20 protein-coding genes and 1 pseudogene are annotated in these 19,139 nt (G+C 62.7%); 6 read left to right on the forward strand and 15 right to left on the reverse strand.

The annotated features are described in order from the left end of the window. Positions 1-88: 88 nt before the first annotated feature. Entirely contained in the window at positions 89-1,219 is a 1,131-nt protein-coding gene (locus tag GOEFS_RS22510; protein ID WP_007318232.1) for a helix-turn-helix transcriptional regulator, read from the reverse strand. A gap of 121 nt (positions 1,220-1,340) precedes the next feature. Between GOEFS_RS22510 and GOEFS_RS12260 the strand changes: the two genes are divergently transcribed. Both GOEFS_RS12260 and GOEFS_RS12265 read left to right on the forward strand, forming a co-directional pair. Then, positions 1,341-2,819, forward strand: coding sequence for an MFS transporter (locus GOEFS_RS12260; RefSeq protein WP_007318233.1), 1,479 nt, complete (start codon positions 1,341-1,343; stop codon positions 2,817-2,819). Between the two features lie 200 nt (positions 2,820-3,019). Then, entirely contained in the window at positions 3,020-4,123 is a 1,104-nt protein-coding gene (locus GOEFS_RS12265; RefSeq protein WP_007318234.1) for an EamA family transporter, read from the forward strand. On the opposite strand, the pseudogene GOEFS_RS22905 reads toward GOEFS_RS12265, so the two are convergent. The 3 genes and pseudogenes from GOEFS_RS22905 to GOEFS_RS12285 form a co-directional block, all read right to left on the reverse strand. After that, positions 4,019-4,879: pseudogene (locus tag GOEFS_RS22905) on the reverse strand (alpha/beta hydrolase); the annotation flags it as partial. The gene GOEFS_RS12265 and the pseudogene GOEFS_RS22905 overlap by 105 nt on opposite strands. A gap of 148 nt (positions 4,880-5,027) precedes the next feature. After that, complete coding sequence (locus GOEFS_RS12280; RefSeq protein ID WP_007318236.1) at positions 5,028-6,092, reverse strand: hypothetical protein; 1,065 nt, start codon at positions 6,090-6,092, stop codon at positions 5,028-5,030. After that, positions 6,093-6,602 carry a hypothetical protein gene (locus GOEFS_RS12285; RefSeq protein WP_007318237.1) on the reverse strand — a complete coding sequence of 170 codons (510 nt, stop codon included), beginning with the start codon at positions 6,600-6,602 and terminating at the stop codon, positions 6,093-6,095. A gap of 97 nt (positions 6,603-6,699) precedes the next feature. Between GOEFS_RS12285 and GOEFS_RS12290 the strand changes: the two genes are divergently transcribed. Next, positions 6,700-7,113 (forward strand): helix-turn-helix transcriptional regulator, encoded by a 414-nt coding sequence (locus GOEFS_RS12290; RefSeq protein WP_007318238.1) that lies wholly within the window; start codon positions 6,700-6,702, stop codon positions 7,111-7,113. Between the two features lie 4 nt (positions 7,114-7,117). Here GOEFS_RS12290 and GOEFS_RS12295 read toward each other — a convergent pair whose 3' ends face one another. Together GOEFS_RS12295 and GOEFS_RS22910 are read right to left on the reverse strand one after the other, a co-directional pair. After that, positions 7,118-7,903 carry a tetraspanin family protein gene (locus GOEFS_RS12295; RefSeq protein WP_007318239.1) on the reverse strand — a complete coding sequence of 262 codons (786 nt, stop codon included), beginning with the start codon at positions 7,901-7,903 and terminating at the stop codon, positions 7,118-7,120. A 4-nt stretch (positions 7,904-7,907) separates the two neighbouring features. After that, positions 7,908-8,375 carry a LuxR C-terminal-related transcriptional regulator gene (locus GOEFS_RS22910; protein WP_245549832.1) on the reverse strand — a complete coding sequence of 156 codons (468 nt, stop codon included), beginning with the start codon at positions 8,373-8,375 and terminating at the stop codon, positions 7,908-7,910. 130 nt (positions 8,376-8,505) lie between these two features. Here GOEFS_RS22910 and GOEFS_RS12305 point away from each other — a divergent pair, with 130 nt between their 5' ends. From GOEFS_RS12305 to GOEFS_RS12315, 3 genes are all read left to right on the forward strand, one after another. Beyond that, complete coding sequence (locus GOEFS_RS12305) at positions 8,506-8,904, forward strand: RidA family protein (RefSeq protein ID WP_007318241.1); 399 nt, start codon at positions 8,506-8,508, stop codon at positions 8,902-8,904. 190 nt (positions 8,905-9,094) lie between these two features. Further along, entirely contained in the window at positions 9,095-10,381 is a 1,287-nt protein-coding gene (locus GOEFS_RS12310; protein WP_040525038.1) for a Mur ligase family protein, read from the forward strand. Then, positions 10,378-11,106 (forward strand): type 1 glutamine amidotransferase, encoded by a 729-nt coding sequence (locus tag GOEFS_RS12315; protein WP_007318243.1) that lies wholly within the window; start codon positions 10,378-10,380, stop codon positions 11,104-11,106. The genes GOEFS_RS12310 and GOEFS_RS12315 overlap by 4 nt, the downstream gene beginning before the upstream one ends. A gap of 350 nt (positions 11,107-11,456) precedes the next feature. Here GOEFS_RS12315 and GOEFS_RS12325 read toward each other — a convergent pair whose 3' ends face one another. From GOEFS_RS12325 to hsaA, 9 genes are read right to left on the reverse strand one after another with little or no spacing between them, the layout of a single operon-like run. Then, positions 11,457-11,999 carry a uridine kinase family protein gene (locus GOEFS_RS12325; protein ID WP_040525040.1) on the reverse strand — a complete coding sequence of 181 codons (543 nt, stop codon included), beginning with the start codon at positions 11,997-11,999 and terminating at the stop codon, positions 11,457-11,459. 4 nt (positions 12,000-12,003) lie between these two features. Beyond that, on the reverse strand, positions 12,004-12,615 hold the full coding sequence (gene recR, locus GOEFS_RS12330; protein ID WP_007318245.1) for a recombination mediator RecR: 612 nt from the start codon (positions 12,613-12,615) through the stop codon (positions 12,004-12,006). Positions 12,616-12,627: 12 nt separating this feature from the next. After that, positions 12,628-13,005, reverse strand: coding sequence for a YbaB/EbfC family nucleoid-associated protein (locus GOEFS_RS12335; RefSeq protein ID WP_040525046.1), 378 nt, complete (start codon positions 13,003-13,005; stop codon positions 12,628-12,630). 59 nt (positions 13,006-13,064) lie between these two features. Continuing rightward, the gene (locus GOEFS_RS12340) at positions 13,065-14,213 is read right to left on the reverse strand and encodes a sulfotransferase family protein (RefSeq protein WP_040525041.1); all 1,149 of its coding nucleotides are present in this window, start codon (positions 14,211-14,213) and stop codon (positions 13,065-13,067) included. Continuing rightward, positions 14,206-14,985 (reverse strand): SDR family oxidoreductase, encoded by a 780-nt coding sequence (locus tag GOEFS_RS12345; protein ID WP_007318248.1) that lies wholly within the window; start codon positions 14,983-14,985, stop codon positions 14,206-14,208. Before GOEFS_RS12345 ends, GOEFS_RS12340 begins: the two co-directional genes overlap by 8 nt. Positions 14,986-15,000: 15 nt before the next feature. Continuing rightward, complete coding sequence (locus tag GOEFS_RS12350; RefSeq protein ID WP_007318249.1) at positions 15,001-16,227, reverse strand: hypothetical protein; 1,227 nt, start codon at positions 16,225-16,227, stop codon at positions 15,001-15,003. Further along, positions 16,218-16,823, reverse strand: coding sequence for a 3-hydroxy-9,10-secoandrosta-1,3,5(10)-triene-9,17-dione monooxygenase reductase subunit (hsaB, locus tag GOEFS_RS12355; RefSeq protein ID WP_007318250.1), 606 nt, complete (start codon positions 16,821-16,823; stop codon positions 16,218-16,220). The genes GOEFS_RS12350 and hsaB overlap by 10 nt, the downstream gene beginning before the upstream one ends. Continuing rightward, positions 16,820-17,737: an iron-dependent extradiol dioxygenase HsaC gene (gene hsaC, locus GOEFS_RS12360; RefSeq protein WP_007318251.1), complete on the reverse strand. Its 918-nt coding sequence runs from the start codon at positions 17,735-17,737 to the stop codon at positions 16,820-16,822. Before hsaC ends, hsaB begins: the two co-directional genes overlap by 4 nt. 51 nt (positions 17,738-17,788) lie before the next feature. Further along, positions 17,789-18,979: a 3-hydroxy-9,10-secoandrosta-1,3,5(10)-triene-9,17-dione monooxygenase oxygenase subunit gene (hsaA, locus tag GOEFS_RS12365; RefSeq protein WP_007318252.1), complete on the reverse strand. Its 1,191-nt coding sequence runs from the start codon at positions 18,977-18,979 to the stop codon at positions 17,789-17,791. Positions 18,980-19,139: the final 160 nt, after the last annotated feature.

Consider the following 19,139-nt stretch of genomic DNA (forward strand, 5'->3'; position numbering starts at 1 on the left):
CCCACCCGCAAACCCGACCCGCGCGGACATTCCCGACCCGATTTCGACGTCGGGTTTGTCGCGCCGGGTCGGGTTTGCGGAAGGTGGCTTACGACGTTCCCCGGTCCACCAAATAGAGCGCCCGCGATTCACGAGCGTTTCGACCGCGGATCTCGCGTAGCAACTCCGGTGGGATCTCGACGAACTCGTAGTCGGCGTCGAGCGAACCCATCGCCATCGCCACCCATCGCGCGTCCTCAACTTGCATCGTCACCAGAGTGCCCCCGTCTTGCTCCTCCGCTTGCGCCCAACGACCGATCCTTTCGCGTACCGCGTCGGTTGGCGCTTGCACCAGCACCCTGACCTGATGTGCTTCCCACACCGACCGCAGGCTCGCGCGGACATACTCCCCGGCATCGCCGCCCGGAACCTCGCGCGGACGGAAACTTCGCTTGCCCGGCTTGGCATTTCGCAGTCGATCGACTCGAAAGGTACGCCAGTCGAGGCGATCGAGATCGTAGGCGAGCAGATACCAACGTCGCCCCATCGGCACCAGCCGCAACGGCTCTACCCTGCGGTGAGTTAATTCGACCCGCTCGCTTCGCTCCCGGCGTCGGTGAGTTAATTCGACCCGCTCGCTTCGCTCCCGGCGTCGGTGAGTTAATTCGACCCGCTCGCTTCGCTCCCGGCGTCGGTGAGTTAATTCGACCCGCTCGCTTCGCGCGCCGTTCGTGGCTGCCCCTCCCCGCGCGGGCGACACGTATTCGAACTCCAACTCGACCGCGTCGCGGCACGCCAACGCGACAGTGGTCAGCGCTTCCGCATCGAGCGAGGGCGCGGTATCGCCCGGCATCACCACGCTCATCGCCCGCAGCGCATCTGCCCGCTTGCGCAATTTCGGCGGCAGCACCTGTGTCACCTTCGCCAGCGCGCGTACCGATGCCTCGGCCAGCCCCGCGGCCGAACCCGATGCCGCGCCGCGCAACGCGGCCACGATCGCTACCGCCTCCTCTTCGTCGACGACGAGCGGGGGCATCGATCCACCCGGCGCCAGTTGATACCCGCCACCGCTCCCACGAACCGACTCCACTGGATAGCCGAGTTCACGTAGCCGTTCGACGTCGCGACGTACCGTGCGTTCGGTGGTGTCCAGGCGGTCCGCTAGTTCGGTCGCCGCCCACAGTCGATGTGCCTGCAGGAGCGCGAGAAGCTTCAAAGTGCGCGTCGTCGTATCGGCCATGCAGTCATAGTGCCCGATTCAGCGGACAAAAAGTGTCCGGAAATCTGATTTCAATTGCGGACTGATTCTGTCCGCTTACCTTCCTAACGTAATGGTCACACCCGATCAGAAGGAGCAGCCAGTGACCATCGCAACCGAGGCCGCGGCTAAGCCGCAGCCGGCCGACACCTCAACGCCCGAGTCATGGGTGCCCAGCATTTCCGGGCGCGCACGGACCATCGCGCTCATCTGCTTACTCGCGGCGTCGTTCATTGAACTCATGGACGCGACCGTCGTGAATGTCGCGCTGCGGACCATGCAGGCCGACCTGGGCGCGACGTCGAGCGCGCTCCAGTGGGTCGTCGCCGGATACCCGCTTTCCTACGCCATCGGGCTCATCTTGGGCGCACGGCTCGGCGACAGATTCGGTCGACGCCGACTCTTCATCCTGGGTCTCGCCGCCTTCGGGGCAGCGTCGCTGGCATGCGGCTTGGCCGCTGATCCCGGCCAGTTGGTCGGCTTCCGCATTATCCAAGGAGCCGCCGCTGCGTTGATGGTGCCGCAGGTGCTGACAAATATCCAGGTGCTGTATTCGCCAGAGGAACGCGGCAAGGCGATGGGGATGTTCACGTCGGTCATCGGCCTCGCCGCAGTCAGCGGGCCGGTGCTCGGCGCAGTCATCACCAGCGGGGATTGGTTCGGAATGTCTTGGCGGCCAATCTTTTTGATCAACGTGCCGCTCGCTGTAGTCGCGATCATCGCAGCCCGGGCATTCATCCCGGAAACGCGTGCCGAACACCCCGCTCCGGTCACCCTCGGGTCTGCCGTCCTACTCGGCGCAGCGCTAGCCGCGATCATGCTCCCGATCACCATCGGTCCCGAACACGACTGGCCCACTTGGGGATTCGGACTCATCGCGGCGGGAGTCCTCGGACTGGCAGCATTCGCCCAGCAGCAATTGAGCTTACAACGACGCGGCGTTGAGCCGATGGTTCCACCGGCACTGTTCCAAACACGCTCTTTTGCAACCGGTTTGGCCACGTTCGCGGCGTTGAGCATCCCAACCGGCGGCTACTTTCTGGTGCAGTCACTCCAGGTGCAATTGGCGATGAACTGGTCTGTTCTGCACACCGGATTGATGTGGATACCGTTCTCCCTCGCCGTCCCGATCGCAGCCGGCTTGGCTGCGACCATTCTCGCACCACGCTTGGGCAAGCACGTATTGCAAGGCGGCGCAGCGGTTCTCATCGCCGGCATGATTGCCATGTACTTCGCTGAAGGATCGTCGAATCCAGCGCTATGGTTTTGCTTCGCGCTGTTTATCGCCGGATTGGGCTTCGGCGCGATCGTCGGCTCGGCCGGTCTACTGGTGCTCAATGACGTCCCGGTCGCACTTGCCGGAGCGGCGTCGGGAGTGTTCAACACCGTTCAGGCCCTGTCGGTGGCCGTCGGAGCGGCGGTGATCGGCACCGTCTACAGCGGCGTCAGTGAGTCCGGCGGATTCGAATCCGGTTACCGCGCAGCGCTCTACATCATGATTGGTCTGGTGGCGGCCGGGGCCATCGTCGCGCAGTCGATGCCGCGGCAGCGCCCAGCGTCAGATGCCACACAGACCGACTGACGGCTTCTGACGCCGTCGTCGGGCCGCCCCGCTTTCGGGAAAATCGTCCGAATACTTTGGCACCAAGGGCAACTTGCCCTTGGTGCCGGGATATTCGGACGATTTTCGACGGGCGGCGGCCAACACTTAAGGTTCTCTACACTAACTATCCAAAACAATTCGCTTGTCCTGAACTGACGTGACCGGCCACGATGATCTCCATGACCACTCGCGACCGACTTCTCGGCCTCACCGTCGTCGTACTCTGGGGACTCAACTTCATCGCGATCCGCCTCGGCCTCGACCACTTCCCGCCATTCCTATTGGGAGCCTTACGGTTCGGGGTGATGGCTATCCCGGTCATGCTGTTCGTCAAGTTCCCGACGGTCCACAAGGGATGGTTTCTGCTGTACGGGTTGGGTTTTGGCGTCGCGCAGTTCGCGCTTCTCTTCCTAGCGATGAATCTTGGCATGCCGACGGGGCTGGCATCGCTGGTACTGCAAAGCTCAGCGCCGTTCACGGTGTTGCTGGGGGTCTTCTTCCTCCGTGAGCGCATGTCGAAAACCCAGCTCGCCGGAATTCTCGTAGCAGTGGGCGGCATGGCGGTTATCGCCGCCGACCGAATGAATCACGGCGCCACCGCCGCATTGGTGCCGGTTCTACTCACACTTCTGGCCGGTCTCGGCTGGGCCTTCGGGAACATCGGCGGACGTCTCGCCACACCGTCGAACGCACTGAATATGGTTCTCTGGATGTCGGTGATCCCGCCGCTGCCGATGTTGGCGATGAGCCTGATCATCGACGGCCCCGACGCCGACTTCCACTCCCTTGCAACACTTTTCACCCGAAGTGGAATGCTCGCACTCGCCGGGTTGGCCTACATCGTCATACTCGGCACCATCGCCGGCTCTGGGGTGTGGAGCTATCTACTTACCAAATATCCGGCTAGCCGTGTCGCGCCGCTGTCACTGCTGGTGCCGATTGTCGGGATCAGCGCGTCATGGGCCATCTTCGATGAACGCCCCACCCTCGTGGAGCTACTTGGCGCAGTAATCGTGATAATCGGCTGCGCAGCAGGCCTACTCGCCAAACGCGGCGACGACGGCGTCACCCATCCGCCGCGCGATCTCGCGAGCCGTCGGACTGACCAGAGTCATATTGTGGAAACCATGGATCATTCCGCCCGCACGCTCGAAGGTCACCGAGACGCCGGCCGCACGCAGCGCGTCCGCGTAGGCGATGCCCTCGTCGCGCAACGGATCGAATCCGGCGACGACGACGTGCGCGGCCGGCAGGCCCGAGAGGTCGTCGGCAAGCAGGGGTGACGCCCGGACATCGGAGCGTTGGTCCTTGGGTACGTAGTTGTCGTGGAACCAATCCATATGTTCGCGAGTCAGGAAATAGCCCGTCGCGAACTCATCACGGGAAGCGGTGGTCGCGTTCGCGTCCACGACGGGATAGATCAGCAATTGATGGCGGGGCACTACCTTGTCGCCCCGAACCTGTTGGCACACAACGGCTGCCAGGTTACCCCCGGCGCTATCGCCGGCGACACCAATTCGGTCAGGCGATAGTCCCCAGCTCGGTGCTTTCTCGACCGCGAACCGCCAAGCCGCTACCGAATCGTCGACGGCTGCCGGAAACGGGTTCTCCGGTGCCAGTCGATAGTCGACCGACAACACGTCAACGCCGGCGTCGATGGCGAGGTTGCGTACCGCGCCGTCGTGGCTGGCCCGACTCCCGATGACGAAGCCACCACCGTGGTAGAAGACGACGAGCCCGCGCGATGTCTCCCCGAAGCGGTACCGCGTCGCCGGTATCGGCCCGGCCGGGCCGTCGATGATCAGATCTTCTTCGACGGCGAAGGGTGGAAATGACGCCGCCAGCGTCGCCGACGACACTTCGATCTTTGCCCGCGCCTTCGCCGGCGATGGGTCGTACATGCTGAACGCGGGGATCTTGTCGGCGGCGAGCGCGATCCCGGCGACCTCGGGACTCAGCCTCTCACCTGCGGCATTAATCGGCATTCGTGATGCAAGCAAACCGAACACCCCGGAGGGCAGCCGGCCAACGAACCTCATCGCAGAGCGTTGAATACGGGCATGGAAGGGCAACGAAACTGTGGTGGCACGGCTCACAGCGGGTCATGCTACCGGAGTGCTGCCGGCGATATGTCCCCTCAGTGACTCAGCCGCGTATATGCCATCTCAGTAACCCTGGGGGCATATCTCAGCGCGAAATTCGGTTGTAGACCGCGCACATGTCGAGAACAGCACGCACATCGTCGTCGGCCGCCGCGAGTACTGGTATCGCGGTCTCTCGTCCCGACGGAATCGGCTCACGCAGGACCGTCCGCAACCGCGACCCGACGTCAGCTGCCGAACCGGCGACGCCGAGGTCTTCGCTGAGCCTCATCAGGCCATCTCGAATGAGAATGTATCGGCGATAGTGAGCCAAGCGAATGCCAGCCGGCGAAATAGGACGCCGCGGCCACGGTGCGGCGCCAAGTTGGGGTATCGCAATTGCGATGTCGCCGGCCAGTTTTCTCATCGCCCGCAGCTCTCGCGCCAACACAAAAGTCCGACGCAAATACGCGGCGCGGCTCACCAGAGCCGGTGTCAGAGTTCCTATGATCAGCAGCAATAATCCAGCGTCCAGCAGCGCCCGCGATAACGGCTCAATGCCCGGCGGCAGCAGTTCACGATTGAGATAGATACCGAATTCGACCGCATTCAGTACGAATCCGATCGCGAGCGACCCGGTCGCCAGGATCATCGCGACCGTGCTCACCCACATGCTTCCGCGCGGCTTCGGCTCCGCGACGATTCGAATGCCGATAAGCAGAAGACAGACCGGGATATAGGCGGCCGCCGACAGCGCGTACAGCCAAAGCAACGACGCCGGAGCATCCACAAATCGCCCGGTCCAGGAAACTGGCGTGACGGCGGCAAAACACGCGGTAACGACAGCCACAAAAGCGATCACCGCCAAGTGACCGGACACCGCAACGCCATAGGCCTCGGCCAGTGCACGTACCAGCAGCATGACCGCCAAATATTGCAGCCAGATCAGCCAGACATGGAAGTGGTAGACGACGTCGGTTACCGGAACCAAGCCAAAGTAGGTCGACACCGCGAACCCGACCAGGGCGAGATAAACGGTCTGCACAGTGCGCCACGTTGGATTGGAAGTCCGCTGCGACGGGCTACGTGACTGTGTCAACAGAACAGCCAGCCGCCATCCGAAGACTGCGACAACAATCGGCAGGAGCACCGCCTGAACTGCTGGGGTCATTTACCAGCGCTCCGCGTAGTCGTCGAGTGCCGCCGCTAACCGGGTCAGCGTCGGCGTCGGCTCGGGCGGACGTACGCGTTCGGCCCGGAGCCCGACGAGGCAGGCGATGATCGACGCCACCAGTTCTGCGTCTTCCTCGCAGTCTGGATCCGGTGGCGATGTATGTTCTGCGACCGACGCGAGCGTGCCGGTGAGAATGTGTGCAAGTTCGTGGGTGATGTGGTGGGCCTGGTGGGTCACCGAGGTCTGCGACTGGAAGAACACTACGTAGCCCTTGGCGTCGGCAAATGTCGCCCCACTCGGGCCGCGCGCCGGCAATGCGTGCTCTACCAGCTCAATTACGGTTCCGAGCCGCGCGGCGACAGCCTCTGCGAGCACTTCGGGTGTGACGCCGTAGGCCGGGAGATCGAGCCCACGCAGGACCGCCCGCGTCCGTCGGCGTATGCGTCGCTGGCGAAGTGGGGCATTAGCGTCAGGTAACGGAAGGAGCACAACGGCCGGTGGGGGCATCTCTCTCCGATGTTTGACGCTATAGTTAGAAATACGAAAAGACTATCGCTTGCTGCGATTATTCAACCATTTGCCATCGACTTCAGACAGGCCGAACATGACGCAGGAACCGGCGCCCACCACGGCGTCCTCCGACATCTCCAACAAGCTCGAGCACCTCTTCACGGTTGTGCGCAATCCTGACGGATCGCGCATCAAACAGTCCGAAGTCGTCGCGCGGGCAGCGGCGGTCGGCGTCGAATTCAGTGAAGGATACCTGTCACATCTGCGAACCGGACGCGTTAAGTCGCCCTCGTTCAAGGCAGTCGAGGGGTTGGCTGCCGCATTCGGCGTCGACATCGAGTACTTCGCCGTCGTCGAGCCCACTGGTGGTGTCCTTCACGACGCCGGGGTGGAACGGACCGCCTACCGACTCGCCGGGTTGCCGTCAGAAGATCTCGATGTCATCAACGATATGATCACGGCATTCCGCGCCCGACGGAACCTGCCACCCGCATCGGACAACAACTAGCCGGTCAAGACCCGGTGAGCACCAGAATCAGTCTTGCCCCGCCGTAGAGCACACATAACGCGCACAGGAAGATGCCAACGGCGGTAACGCTTTTCATCTTGCGTGGTCCTACGCATCCGACAATTCCGATGGCGAGACCGAGCATTCCGAAGACCAGCGGAATAATCAGGTATGAGTACGGAAACGAGTCGAAAATCAGAGTTCCCAAGTGCCCCACGGGAATCAGCCGAAGGCATACCAACGACAATCCGACGACGAAGGACACCAGGGCAAAAGCCGGTCCCCGTTGGGTGGTCGCCGGTGGCGTTGTCTGTTCCCAGCCCGGCCCACTCGGCTTCGAACCGCCAAGGGCGTGAGCGAACTCCGTCGATGACGTGAAGCGTCGCGCCGGATCGGGGTCGGTGGCACGCAGCAAAGCAACATCGATCGGATGTCGCTTTGGTTGCCGTAGGACACCATGGCGCCACCCGACCACATCCACCTCGTCGGTACCGGTCAACAGTTGAGTCGCGACGCATGCGAGGGCGTATTGATCCGACCACGGGCCCGCTGACGCGCCCATGAGCACTTCGGGCGCGGTGTAGACAACGCCGTCACCGGATGCGTTCGGAGAGTCATGTGTCGCCGAACCACTGGGATCGCGATCAACATCGGATACGGCTAACCGACCACTGGTTTGACCATTCACGGCACGTCGGTCCAGTTCACGAGCGTAGGCGTCGACTAATTGGATTACTCGCGCCAACGTCGGCCTGTCGGTCCCGCGTACATGCGAGGTGGATTCGATCATCGAATCACAGATCTTCGAGCGCGATAATCCCATCCTGAACCGCGCGAGCTACCAACGAAGCCTTCGTTGGCGCCGGCCGACCGACGTCGGCGTACTTGGTGCGAATTCGGGTCAGATGCGTGTTGACCGTGCCCATCGCTATAAACAGCGACTCAGCGACCGCCAACTTGGAATCGAGTACCAACCATGCGCGCAACACCTCAATCTCACGAGGCGACAAGGCAGGACGCAGCAGGTCATCAGGCCCCAGACCACGACTGACGGCATCGTCGGAGATTGAGCTGTGCACAAATCGCCGAATGACCTGACCGCCGCCCACGACCCCGAGACGGTGTCGCGAAATATCAACGGGCCACACCGTCTGCACGGGACCGGGCGCAATTGTGCGGCGCGACGCAAGCCGCTCCAGTGCATCCCGGTTCCGACGGATCGATTCCTCGCACATGTGTGCGTCGGCAGCTGTCACAGTCATATCCATGCCTCTCGCCCTGAAACTGTAGTCGTATCCTAGATCGACAGTTAGAATACTAATGTTACCTCGGGTTGGCGAGTCTTGGGTCATCCGGACATCCGATGTCCGGATCGCGGCATAGTCTCGGGCCATGACCGTTGAACTGCTCCGCCCAGAGGGCTTAGTGCACAGCCCGGCCTTTAGCCACGTCGCGATCATCCCGCCGGGCGCCACGACGATTCTCATTGGCGGCCAGAACGCGATTGACGCCGACGGCGCGTTGGTCGGGGGCGACGACGTCGCGGCTCAAGTCCGCAAAGTCATGGCGAATCTGCTGACCGCCCTCGACGCCGCGGGTGCCCGACTAGAGCATGTCGTCCATATCTCGCTAGTGCTCGCCAAAGGTGTCGATATTAATGCGGGTTACGGCGCGGCATTGGAAACGCTTGGCACACTTGAGATTCCGCCGTTGGTGTCGGCACTATTCGCCGACCTTGGAGTGCCCGGCGCGCTCGTCGAACTGAGCGCGACGGCCGCGATCGTTCGGTAGCTGACGGATCACGCCAGTCAGCGATTGTCGTCCCCGTGAGAGGCAGGGAAGGGCATATTGCCCTTGGGCGCCATCCACGGGGACGAAAATTCACGACAGGAGCCTATTGCGGCTCCTTCGGTGGCACATGCGTCGCAGGTCACGCCCCGCGGCGGATACTCCGCCAATTCCGTGTGGAAAACTCGTCAGCATGGCCGGTGACATCTCCTCCCGTTTACCCGCGCGCACTCGACTCGCCCTCGCGGCCGCGTCGACAGCACGTTGGGCCTCCCGGACCGCCGGCCGCGGTAAGGGCTCGATGATCGGCGGGCTGGTCGCCGCCAAGATCGATCCTTCGGTCATGTCTCGGCTGGCAGCCGGTAAGCGCACCGCGATTATCACCGGCACCAACGGCAAGTCGACGACGACCCGGATGACCGCGGCCGCACTGGGCGAGTTGGGCCGCGTAGCCACGCAAGCTGATGGCGCGAATATGGACGCCGGCATCATCGCGACGCTCACCCTCGATCAGGCGGCGCCCATCACCGCACTCGAAGTCGACGAGCTGCACGTCCCACACGTATCCGACGCCGTCGACCCCGAGGTCCTGGTTCTGCTCAATCTATCCCGCGATCAGCTTGACCGCGTCGGCGAGATCAACATTATCGAGCGGCGGCTCCGCGAAGGTATCGAACGACATCCCGACGCAACCGTCATCGCCAATTGCGACGACGTGCTGGTGACCTCGGCGGCGTTCGACGCACCGAAGGTCGTATGGGTGGCCGCTGGCGCCAGCTGGGTCGGTGATTCAGTGAGCTGCCCGCGTACCGGCGAGCCGATCGTCCGGTCGAGCACCGAAGCTGGTGTCGATTGGCGGTCCACCGGCGACGACAATTTCCGTCGGCCACAACCGGATTGGTGGTTCGATGACGGGAACATCTACGGCCCCAACGGGTTCACCGCTCCCCTTACCCTATCCGTGCCGGGACGCGCCAATCGCGGCAACGCCACGCAGGCCGTCGCCGCGGCGGTCGTCATGGGCGCTGATCCCGCGAAAGCTGTTGCCGCAGTAGGCACTGTCGGCGAAGTCGCCGGTCGCTACGGCGTCACCACGGTCGGCAGCCACCGCGTGCGAACTCTGCTGGCCAAGAATCCCGCCGGCTGGCAAGAAGCGCTGTCGATGATCGATCAGGAAGCCGACGGGTTGGTGATCGCCGTCAACGGGCAAGTTCCCGACGGCGAGGACCTGTCGTGGCTGTGGGATGTACGTTTCGAAGCATTCGAAACGATGCAGGTGGTCGCATCGGGCGAGCGTGCGGCCGACCTCGGCGTCCGATTGCTCTACGCCGGCGCCGAGCACACCACCATCGCAGATCCCCTGGCCGCCATCGAATCCTGTCCGCCGGGACGGGTCGAAGTGCTCGCCAACTACACCGCGTTCCGTGACCTCGGCATCGCCCTGGAACGCGCCGCGAAAGACGAAGGGGGACCACGATGACCGGGGCTAGCGAGTCGACGCTGCGGATCGGGCTCGTCTTGCCCGACGTCATGGGAACTTACGGCGACGGCGGTAATGCTCTCGTATTGCGCCAACGCGCACGAATGCGCGGCATCGATGCGGAAATTGTCGAGATCACTCTCGACGACGCCGTACCCGAATCGCTCGACGTCTACACACTCGGCGGCGCAGAGGATTTCGCGCAGCGTCTGGCCACTCGGCACCTCACGCGCTATCCCGGCCTTCAGCGCGCGGCCGAAGCTGGCCGACCGGTGCTGGCGATCTGTGCGGCGATCCAGGTACTTGGCCATTGGTACGAGACGTCGGCCGGCGAACGCGTCGACGGCATTTCCATGCTCGACGCCACGACGTCCCCGCAACCGACGCGCAGCATCGGGGAGTTGGTAACCACTCCGACCCTCGACGGCCTGACCGATCCGCTGTCTGGGTTTGAAAATCACCGTGGCGGAACAACTCTCGGCCCAGCGGCGACACCTTTCGGCCGCGTTCGCAACGGGGTCGGCAATGGAGTGGGCGACGGAACCGAAGGCGCGATACAGGGTTCGGTCATCGGGACGTATATGCACGGTCCGGCGTTGGCACGCAATCCACAATTGGCCGACTATCTACTTGCTCGCGCGCTAGGAACCGAAACCCTTGCACCACTTGACCTTCCCGAGGTGGGGCAATTACGCAAGGAGCGGTTGGCGGCTGCGCGCCGGTAGATGGACGCTGGCCGAACACCCCTACCGCACAATAGCATTCAGGTCACCAGGTCTCGATACACGCGCGTCTCGCTCCGCTCGGCGAGCGCACTCGACCACCCACATTCACCGCCAGCCGGCAGTCCACCGCCGGTCGAGTGCCCGGCGAGGCGCCAGCCGAGCCGGGTGTATCGAGACCCCGCAAGACGAACACCCCTACCGCACAACAGCATTCGGGTCACCAGGTCTCGATACACGCGCGTCTCGCTCCGCTCGGCGAGCGCACTCGACCAACCACATGGCACCTCTCGCTCCGCTCGGCGGGCGCACTCGACCACCCACAGCGGCACCTCCCACCCCGCTCGGCACTGCTACGTCTCCCCGATCACCCGACATCGCTCACGGGTTCTGTCTACGCTGAACCAGCCGTCTTCAAATGCCTGCCATCGTTGCAGGTTGGCGCGATCGGCTTCTCCGTCGCGGGCCACCGACCTCGCCAACCGCTCTTCGCGCGTGGGCCCATCGAGCCACATCGCACCCGCGAGGCGATCGGCGATCTGACGCCGCGCCGACGACACTCCTTCGATGATCAACAGCGGCTGCCAGCGGAGCCACACCAGCGGCCCGGGCCGCGCGACGCCGTCGGCCCACTGCCGCGGCCGATACTCTACATCACGCCCGCGTGAAAAAGCGTGCAGCACATCGCTTTCCAGCTCGTCCCACCACGCCACCGGATTATCCCAGGTCGCGAAGTCATCGGTGCGGATCAGCATCGTGGATACCCCACGCCGCCCCAGCTCCGACACCACGCCGTCGGCAAAGGTAGATTTCCCGCTACCCGACGGGCCGTCGATGGCAACGATCCCCGCCCCGATCTCCGTCGCGATAACTTCGGCGGCGTCACGCGGTTTCATCGGGCTAAGCAAGCACTCGTCGACCCGACAGCGCACGACCCAGAGTGAGCTCGTCGGCGAATTCCAAATCGCCACCCATCGGCAGGCCGGAGGCAAGCCGCGTCACTGACAGGCCGGGAAAATCCTTGAGCATCCGCAAGAGGTAGGTCGCGGTGGCCTCCCCCTCGGTATTCGGATCGGTCGCGACAATCACCTCGCTGACGTCCACCCCGTCGTCCTGATTTGCCAAGCGTCGCAACAATTCTCGGATGCGCAGCTGATCGGGGCCAATACCCGACAACGGATCTAACGCACCGCCGAGCACATGGTAACGACCATTGAACTCCTTGGTGCGCTCGATGGCGTGCACATCCTTGGGCTCTTCGACGACGCAGATCTTGGTGGCGTCCCGACGCGCGTCAGAGCAGATGCGGCATAGTCGATCGGCCGACACGTTGCCGCATTCAGCGCAGAACGTGACATTGTCCCGCACCTGCCCCAACGCCGCGATCAGCCGATCGATCTGCGCGTTCTCGCCTGCCAAGAGCGCAAAGGCGATCCGCTGGGCACCCTTGGGACCGAGACCTGGCTGCTTAGCCAGTTCGTCGATCAAATCCTGAATCGGTCCCTCGTACATCGTTGAATACTGCTATCCCAGTCCCGGCAATCCGCCACCGAGACCGTCGAGCCCGCCGGCGAGCGGCCCCATCTTCTCTTGGGCGAGCGCGTCTCGCTTTGCCGCCAGGTCGCCGAGGGCTCCGAGCACCAGATCCTGCAGGGTCTCGACATCGTCGGGATCGATGACCTTGGGGTCGATGGTGATCGCGGTGATGTCACCACCACCGGTACCGGTCACGGTCACCAGGCCATTGCCCGCGGTACCGGTGACCTCTGCGGCGGTCAGCTCGTTCTGAGCCGCGAGTAGCTGCTCCTGCATCTGCTGCGCCTGAGCTAGCAGACCCGCCATCGGATTATCGCCGCCAGCGCCGCCGCCGAACAGCTCGGAAGGATCAAAAGGTTGGTTCACAGCACCCAGGATAGTGGCGGCCGCATCTGATCGGCCGATCGACATGCGCGGATAGCTGCTTAAGCGGTTCCAAACGCCGCCGCGACCTGCTGCGCGGTCAAACCATAGTCGCTCAGTTCGTATTTGTGCTGCGGCTTTCGGTCACCGCTGCGACTTTCTTCGTCGAGCCGCACCATCTCGTTGCGAGCGGCGTCGGACAGGTCGGCACCAAGTGCCTGGTACACCCGCTCGACGGTTCCGAACGGGTCGGTGCGCAAGTCTTTGAAGTCGACGTCGACGAACTGCGCGGGATCGTAGTTGGCTCGGGCTTCCTCGAATGCCCGCAATCCCCGCGACCACAACTCCAACTGTGTCTCACCCACGGCCGGACCGGTGAACTTTGTCGACCACCCCGGTGTCGCATGTTCGGCGAGACTGCACATCGACGCGATAATCGTCTCCGGCGCGCGATGAGTCTGAATCACCAAAGCATCCGGATACGTCGCCATCAGCGCATCCAGCGCGAACAGATGGCTGGGATTCTTGAGCACCCAACGCTTTCCGGGATCATTCATCCCGATCAGCTGCAAGTTTCGACGGTGCCGTGCGTAAGCCGGTGTCCAATCCTGGGCAGCGAGCCATCGCGAATACGTTGGCAGGTAAGCCAACGACTCGTACGAAATCGACATGACGTTCTGCCGCAACAACTGCCAGCATTCTTCGACCTCGCCCGCGTCCATATAGTGCAGCCCCATGAACTCCGGGTTCTCCACGTGATGGAGTTCGAGTCCCGAGTTGATCTGCTGATATACCGGGTTTTCCGACCAGGTTTCGCGCGGCGGTCGCGGCTGCGGGAACTCGGCCAGCCACATCTCCAACCCCTGATGGCCCGGGTCCGCGGTCAACAGCCGATGCAACGCGGTGGTCCCCGTCCGTGGCAACCCGGTCACGAAGATCGGCCGAGTGACCTCCACGTCGACATAGCCGGGATTCGCCTGCCACGACGCCTCACTCAGAAGACGGGCGACCAATGCACCCTTGAGGAAGTAGCGAAACATCTTGGAACCCAACGGCGTGAGTTCGGCATCGTCCCGATAGGACTGGAGCAAAATCTCCAACGGCTCACGGTAATCGTCGCCGCCGAAGTCGCTCAATCCAGTTGCGCGCGTGGCTGATTCGTGGAGTTCGTCGACGCTCCCCACGGATGTCCGCAAGCTGGTGTCAGTCATGGTACTCACCGCAGTTCACATCAAGGGTGTGGCCGGTAATCGCGCTCGCCATCGACGATCCGAGGAAGACTACGGCTTCGGCGATCTCATCGGGCTCGGGCAGACGCTTGAGGTCGGACTTACTGGCCGTCTGCTCGTAAACCTGTTCGGGGGTGATGCCGTACTTCTTGGCGACCTCTCCGAAATACCACTTGAGCTGATCGTCCCAGATATACCCCGGGGCAACGCTATTGACGCGAATCCCTTTGTCCCCCAACTCGGTAGCCAACGATTGAGACATCGCCAACAATGCCGACTTGGTGAGTTTGTAACTGCCGTACCGCGGTTCGGAGTGACGGATCACCATCGAATTGATGTTGACGATCGCCCCCTTACTCTCGGCGAGCGATTCGGTGAAGCCTTTGATCACCCGCAAGGTGCCCAGTACGGTCAACTCGATGCTGGCGGTGATCTGGTCGAAGTCCGTGCGGCCCAAGGGTTTCATCGACGGCAGCGCGAAAGCGTTATTCACCACCACGTCGACGTGACCGAGTTCGCCGATGGTCTGTGCGACGAGGTTGTCCACGGCGGCGTCATCGGTGATGTCGGTGGGCACCACCAACGTCTTCCCGCCAAGAGCCTGTACCTGCGCCGCGACCTCTTGCAATCTCGATTCGGTACGGGCGGCGAGCACAACGGTTGCTCCGGCTGCCGCGGCGCGCAGACAGATCGAGCGTCCGAGACCCGGCCCGACGCCGGATACGACGACAACTTTGTCCGAGAGAATCCCCACGGGATATTCCTTTCCTCAGCCGAGCATGCGCTGCGCGAATGCTCTCTGGCGCACCGCGATCCGATTTCGCCAGCCAGCGGCATCGATCTTGTTCTCGCCGTAGTACGGCAGATGCGCTTCCACATCACCGATATCGATCACCTGCGCCGTCGGGCCCAACTCGGGGCCGATCGCCTCATCTGTTCGCTGCCAACGAAATTGCAGGATGCCGCTGCGACGTCCGGTCGTCTCAACCCAATTGGCGACGCCAGGGTTTTCGTTAGCCACCACCAGGCGGATCATGCCGTCTGGATCCACCTGTGCCTGAGCAGAATTCAGGCTTGTCTGGTGGTTAACGTAGTCGAGCGAGATGTACCACATACTCCCGAGTTGGAATCCCTGATAGGGCGCAGCAGATTTCGGGACGGTGATCACCATGGCCTCGTTGTCGGCAAGTCGAAAATGCCCGACCGAGGAGTACTGCGTCGACAACCCACCGGGAGTGCGACGCGGCGTGGTGAAGGTATTCACCGGTTCGTCGAGGTAGAACCACTTGGGAAAGTTGAACCACGTATGGACCCGTGCCATAAGCATTTTCGCGGCGATCGCATAGCGTTTCGCCATCCGCGCGACGTCGGGTTCGGTCGGCGCGGTGCCGACCGAATCGACTCGTTCGATGGTGACCGACCCCTTGGTTTCACTCGGCCAGTCGCTATAGACCTCGCGTACCGCGAGCATCGACGCGCCATCACCCAGCACGAAATAGTTCGGCGGAGGCGTTCCGTCGAGTGCGGGACCGAAGGTCAATTCAAACGAGCCGTCGTAGGCGATCGTCAGTCGGCGATCGTCGAAGGCATCGTCGCCGCCGGGCACCTCACTCGGCGTATAGTCACCGCGCAGCACCTGGAAGCTGAGATCGACTGTGCTGCCGCGCTTTCCACGCACAATATAGGTCGCGTCGGGCTCGACGGTGGCGTGGTAGTAGAGGGTATCGGGATTGTCCAAGCCCATCTTCGCGTACGGACCGGTAGAGGTGACGAAATAGGGGTGACTCTTGCTGTGGGCTCGCGACAACTGCAAGATCGCCGACACGCTACCGGCCAAATAGTCGTAGCCCTCGGCCAGGTCCGCGTCAGTTTCGATGAATTCTGCTGACGCGATGAGCTTTTCGGCTTCGGCAACCGCATCGGTAAACGGCTTCGTCAGCAACGGACGCTGCCCCTGTTCAGCCGCCGGATCGGAACGTTCGTCAGTCACAGCCACGTGTCACCTCCGGTATAGGTCAGGAAGTTGTCGAGTTCGGCCTGAGCCGGCGTCACCCGTGGATGTTCGGTGGACAGGTAGCCGCCCCGATAGAACAGCAGCGGTTTGTCTTGCAGGACATCACCTAATGTCAGGGCCCGGCCCACGACGATGAAATGATCGCCGGAGTCGATGACATTCTCGATCTCACACTCGACCCAGGTCAGGCTGTGTCGAATGACCGGCAGGCCACCCGGTGACGGGTCCCAGATGACCGAACGGAATTTGTCGTCACCCGGCGCCCCGAAGGTCGCCGAGACATCTTGCTGCCGATTCGACAACACATTCACCACAAACTTGCCGTGCGCCTCGATGATCGGCCAGCTGCGCGACTTCTTCATCGGGCAGAACAGGACCAGCGGCGGTTCCAGCGACAGCGCCGCGAACGACTGACAGGCGAAACCCGCGGGCGTTCCGTCTGCGTCGAGTGTGGTGATGACCGTGACCCCGGTGCAGAACTGCCCCATCGCGGTGCGGAACTGCCGTGAGTCGAAATCGCTTGTGCCGTAAGGCCCGCCGGGCACTCCGGACGGACGGGGCTGACCGTTGACGCTCATCCTTTGAACCCGATGGAGAAGTCGTGGCCCCAGAGACTCACCGCGGTCGACTCGCGAGCGATCCACTCGTGATCGTCGACAGTTCTTCCCTCGCAACCAAATTCGACGTCGAATCCGCCCGGTGTCTTCATATAGAAGGAGAGCATGAGGTCGTTGACATGGCGACCGAGCGTCGCCGACATTGGCACCTTCTTGCGTAGGGCGCGATCATGGGCCAGCCCGACATCGTCGGAGTTTTCCACTTCGACCATGAGATGCACAATCCCGGTGCTGTTAGGAATCGGCAGGAATGCCAACGAATGATGGCGGGGATTGCAGCCGAAGAATCGCAACCACGGCGGGTCGTCGCCCTCCTCGCGCCCGACCAGTTGGGGCGGCAACTTCATCGAGTCCCGTAACCGGAAGCCCAGCACGTCGCGGTAAAACTTCAGCGACGCGGCATCGTCATCGGTGGTAAGAACCACGTGTCCGAGGCCCTGTTCGCCGGTCACGAACTTGTGTCCGTACGGACTTACGATCCGTCGATGTTGAAGTGCCGCACCGTGAAACGCCTCCAGCACATTACCGGTGGGATCGGAGAATACGATGAGTTCGTCGACACAACGGTCGGTCTTCTCCGCGGCGGTGCCCTCCCGGAACGAGACTCCCGCACCTTCAAGCCGGTCCCGAACCTCTTGCAGGCCAGCGGCATTCGCGCACTCCCAGCCAGAGGACGCGAGATGATCGCGATCGGACGGCACGATCACCAGCCTCGCCGGAAAGTCGTCCATCCGCAGATAGAGCGCGCCATCAGTCTTACCCGTTCCCTCGATCATGCCGAGCACCTTGAGCCCGTACTCACGCCAGGCGGCCATATCGGTAGCGTCGATCCGCATATAGCCGAGGGACCGGATCGGCCCGAATTCTGAAGTCATCGAAGGTAATTCCTCTGGGGCTGGAGTTGATCTCGTCAGGCGTTACTCAGATCAGACCATCGTGTCGCCGATGGGAATGCCGAATTCGCCGTTTCCGTAGGCGACATACGCTCGTTCGGCGTCGTTGGCGGCATGGACCCGACCGGCGTGGGCGTCACGCCAGAAGCGCTGGATCGGGGTGCCGTTCTCCAGCGCATGAGCTCCAGAGTTCTCGAAGAGACGGTCGATGGCGGAGATGGAACGTCCCGTCGCCCGCACCTGATCGCGGCGAGCGGCCAGACGCAGTTCCATCGGGACCTCGCGGCCGGCCACGATCAAGTCGTACTCATCCTGCAGGTTGCCCGACAGTTGACGCCACGCGGCGTCGATGTCGCTGGACGCCTCGGCGATACGAACCTTGGCGAATGGATCGTCCTTCGCCTTCTCGCCGGCATAGGCCGCGCGGACTCGCTTGCCCTGATGTTCGACATGCGCCTTGTAGGCGCCGTAGGCCATCCCGACGATCGGGGCCGAAATGGTACTGGGATGGATTGTGCCCCATGGCATTTTGTATACCGGCGCGGTATTGCGCTCGAGGCCCGGCGCTTCGCCGACGCTCATGGTTCGGAACGAGAGCATGCGATGACGCGGCACGAACGCATCTTTGACCTCGATGGTATTAGAGCTGGTGCCACGCAGTCCGACGACGTTCCACACGTCCTTGATGTTGTAGTCCGAACGCGGAATCAGGAAGCTCACGAAATCGACGGGCTTGCCGTTCTTGATGACCGGCCCGCCCACCACGACCCAGTCGGCGAGATTGCTGCCCGACGACCACGCCCACGAACCATTGACCTTGTAGCCACCGTCGACAACCTCACCCATCCCCATCGGCGCGTAGGACGACGAGATGCGCACCGACGGATCGGCGCCCCACACATCTTCCTGTGCTTGCTGGTCGAAGAGCGCCAGATGCCAGTTGTGGATGCCGACGATGCCCGAGACCCAACCGGTCGAGCCGCAGGCGGTGGAAATACGACGGACCGCCTCATAGAAGGTCACCGGGTCGACTTGAAATCCGCCCCACTGCTCGGGCTGCATGAGTTTGAAGAATCCGGCGCCGTCGAGGCTGCTCGCGGTTTCGTCGGACACGCGGCGCGCGTCTTCAGTCTCCTGCGCACGCTGCTCAAGTTCGGGCAGCAGCGCATTGATCTTCTCCAGAACAGCTTGTCCCTGCTCCGACGCACTCACGAATTCGGACATCCGTCTCGCTCCTTGTCCCTGTTACAACTGGCCTCTACGACGCTTCGACGCGTCACATACTCGACGCCAGCGTGAACTGGCCTGTGGCTAAGATTAGAACACGTTCTTATTTCTGTCGAGCACTCGGCGAAACCGCAGGTTACCGCCACGACGCTGCGGC

This window comes from Gordonia effusa NBRC 100432, assembly GCF_000241305.1.
In the GTDB taxonomy this organism is placed as follows: domain Bacteria; phylum Actinomycetota; class Actinomycetes; order Mycobacteriales; family Mycobacteriaceae; genus Gordonia; species Gordonia effusa.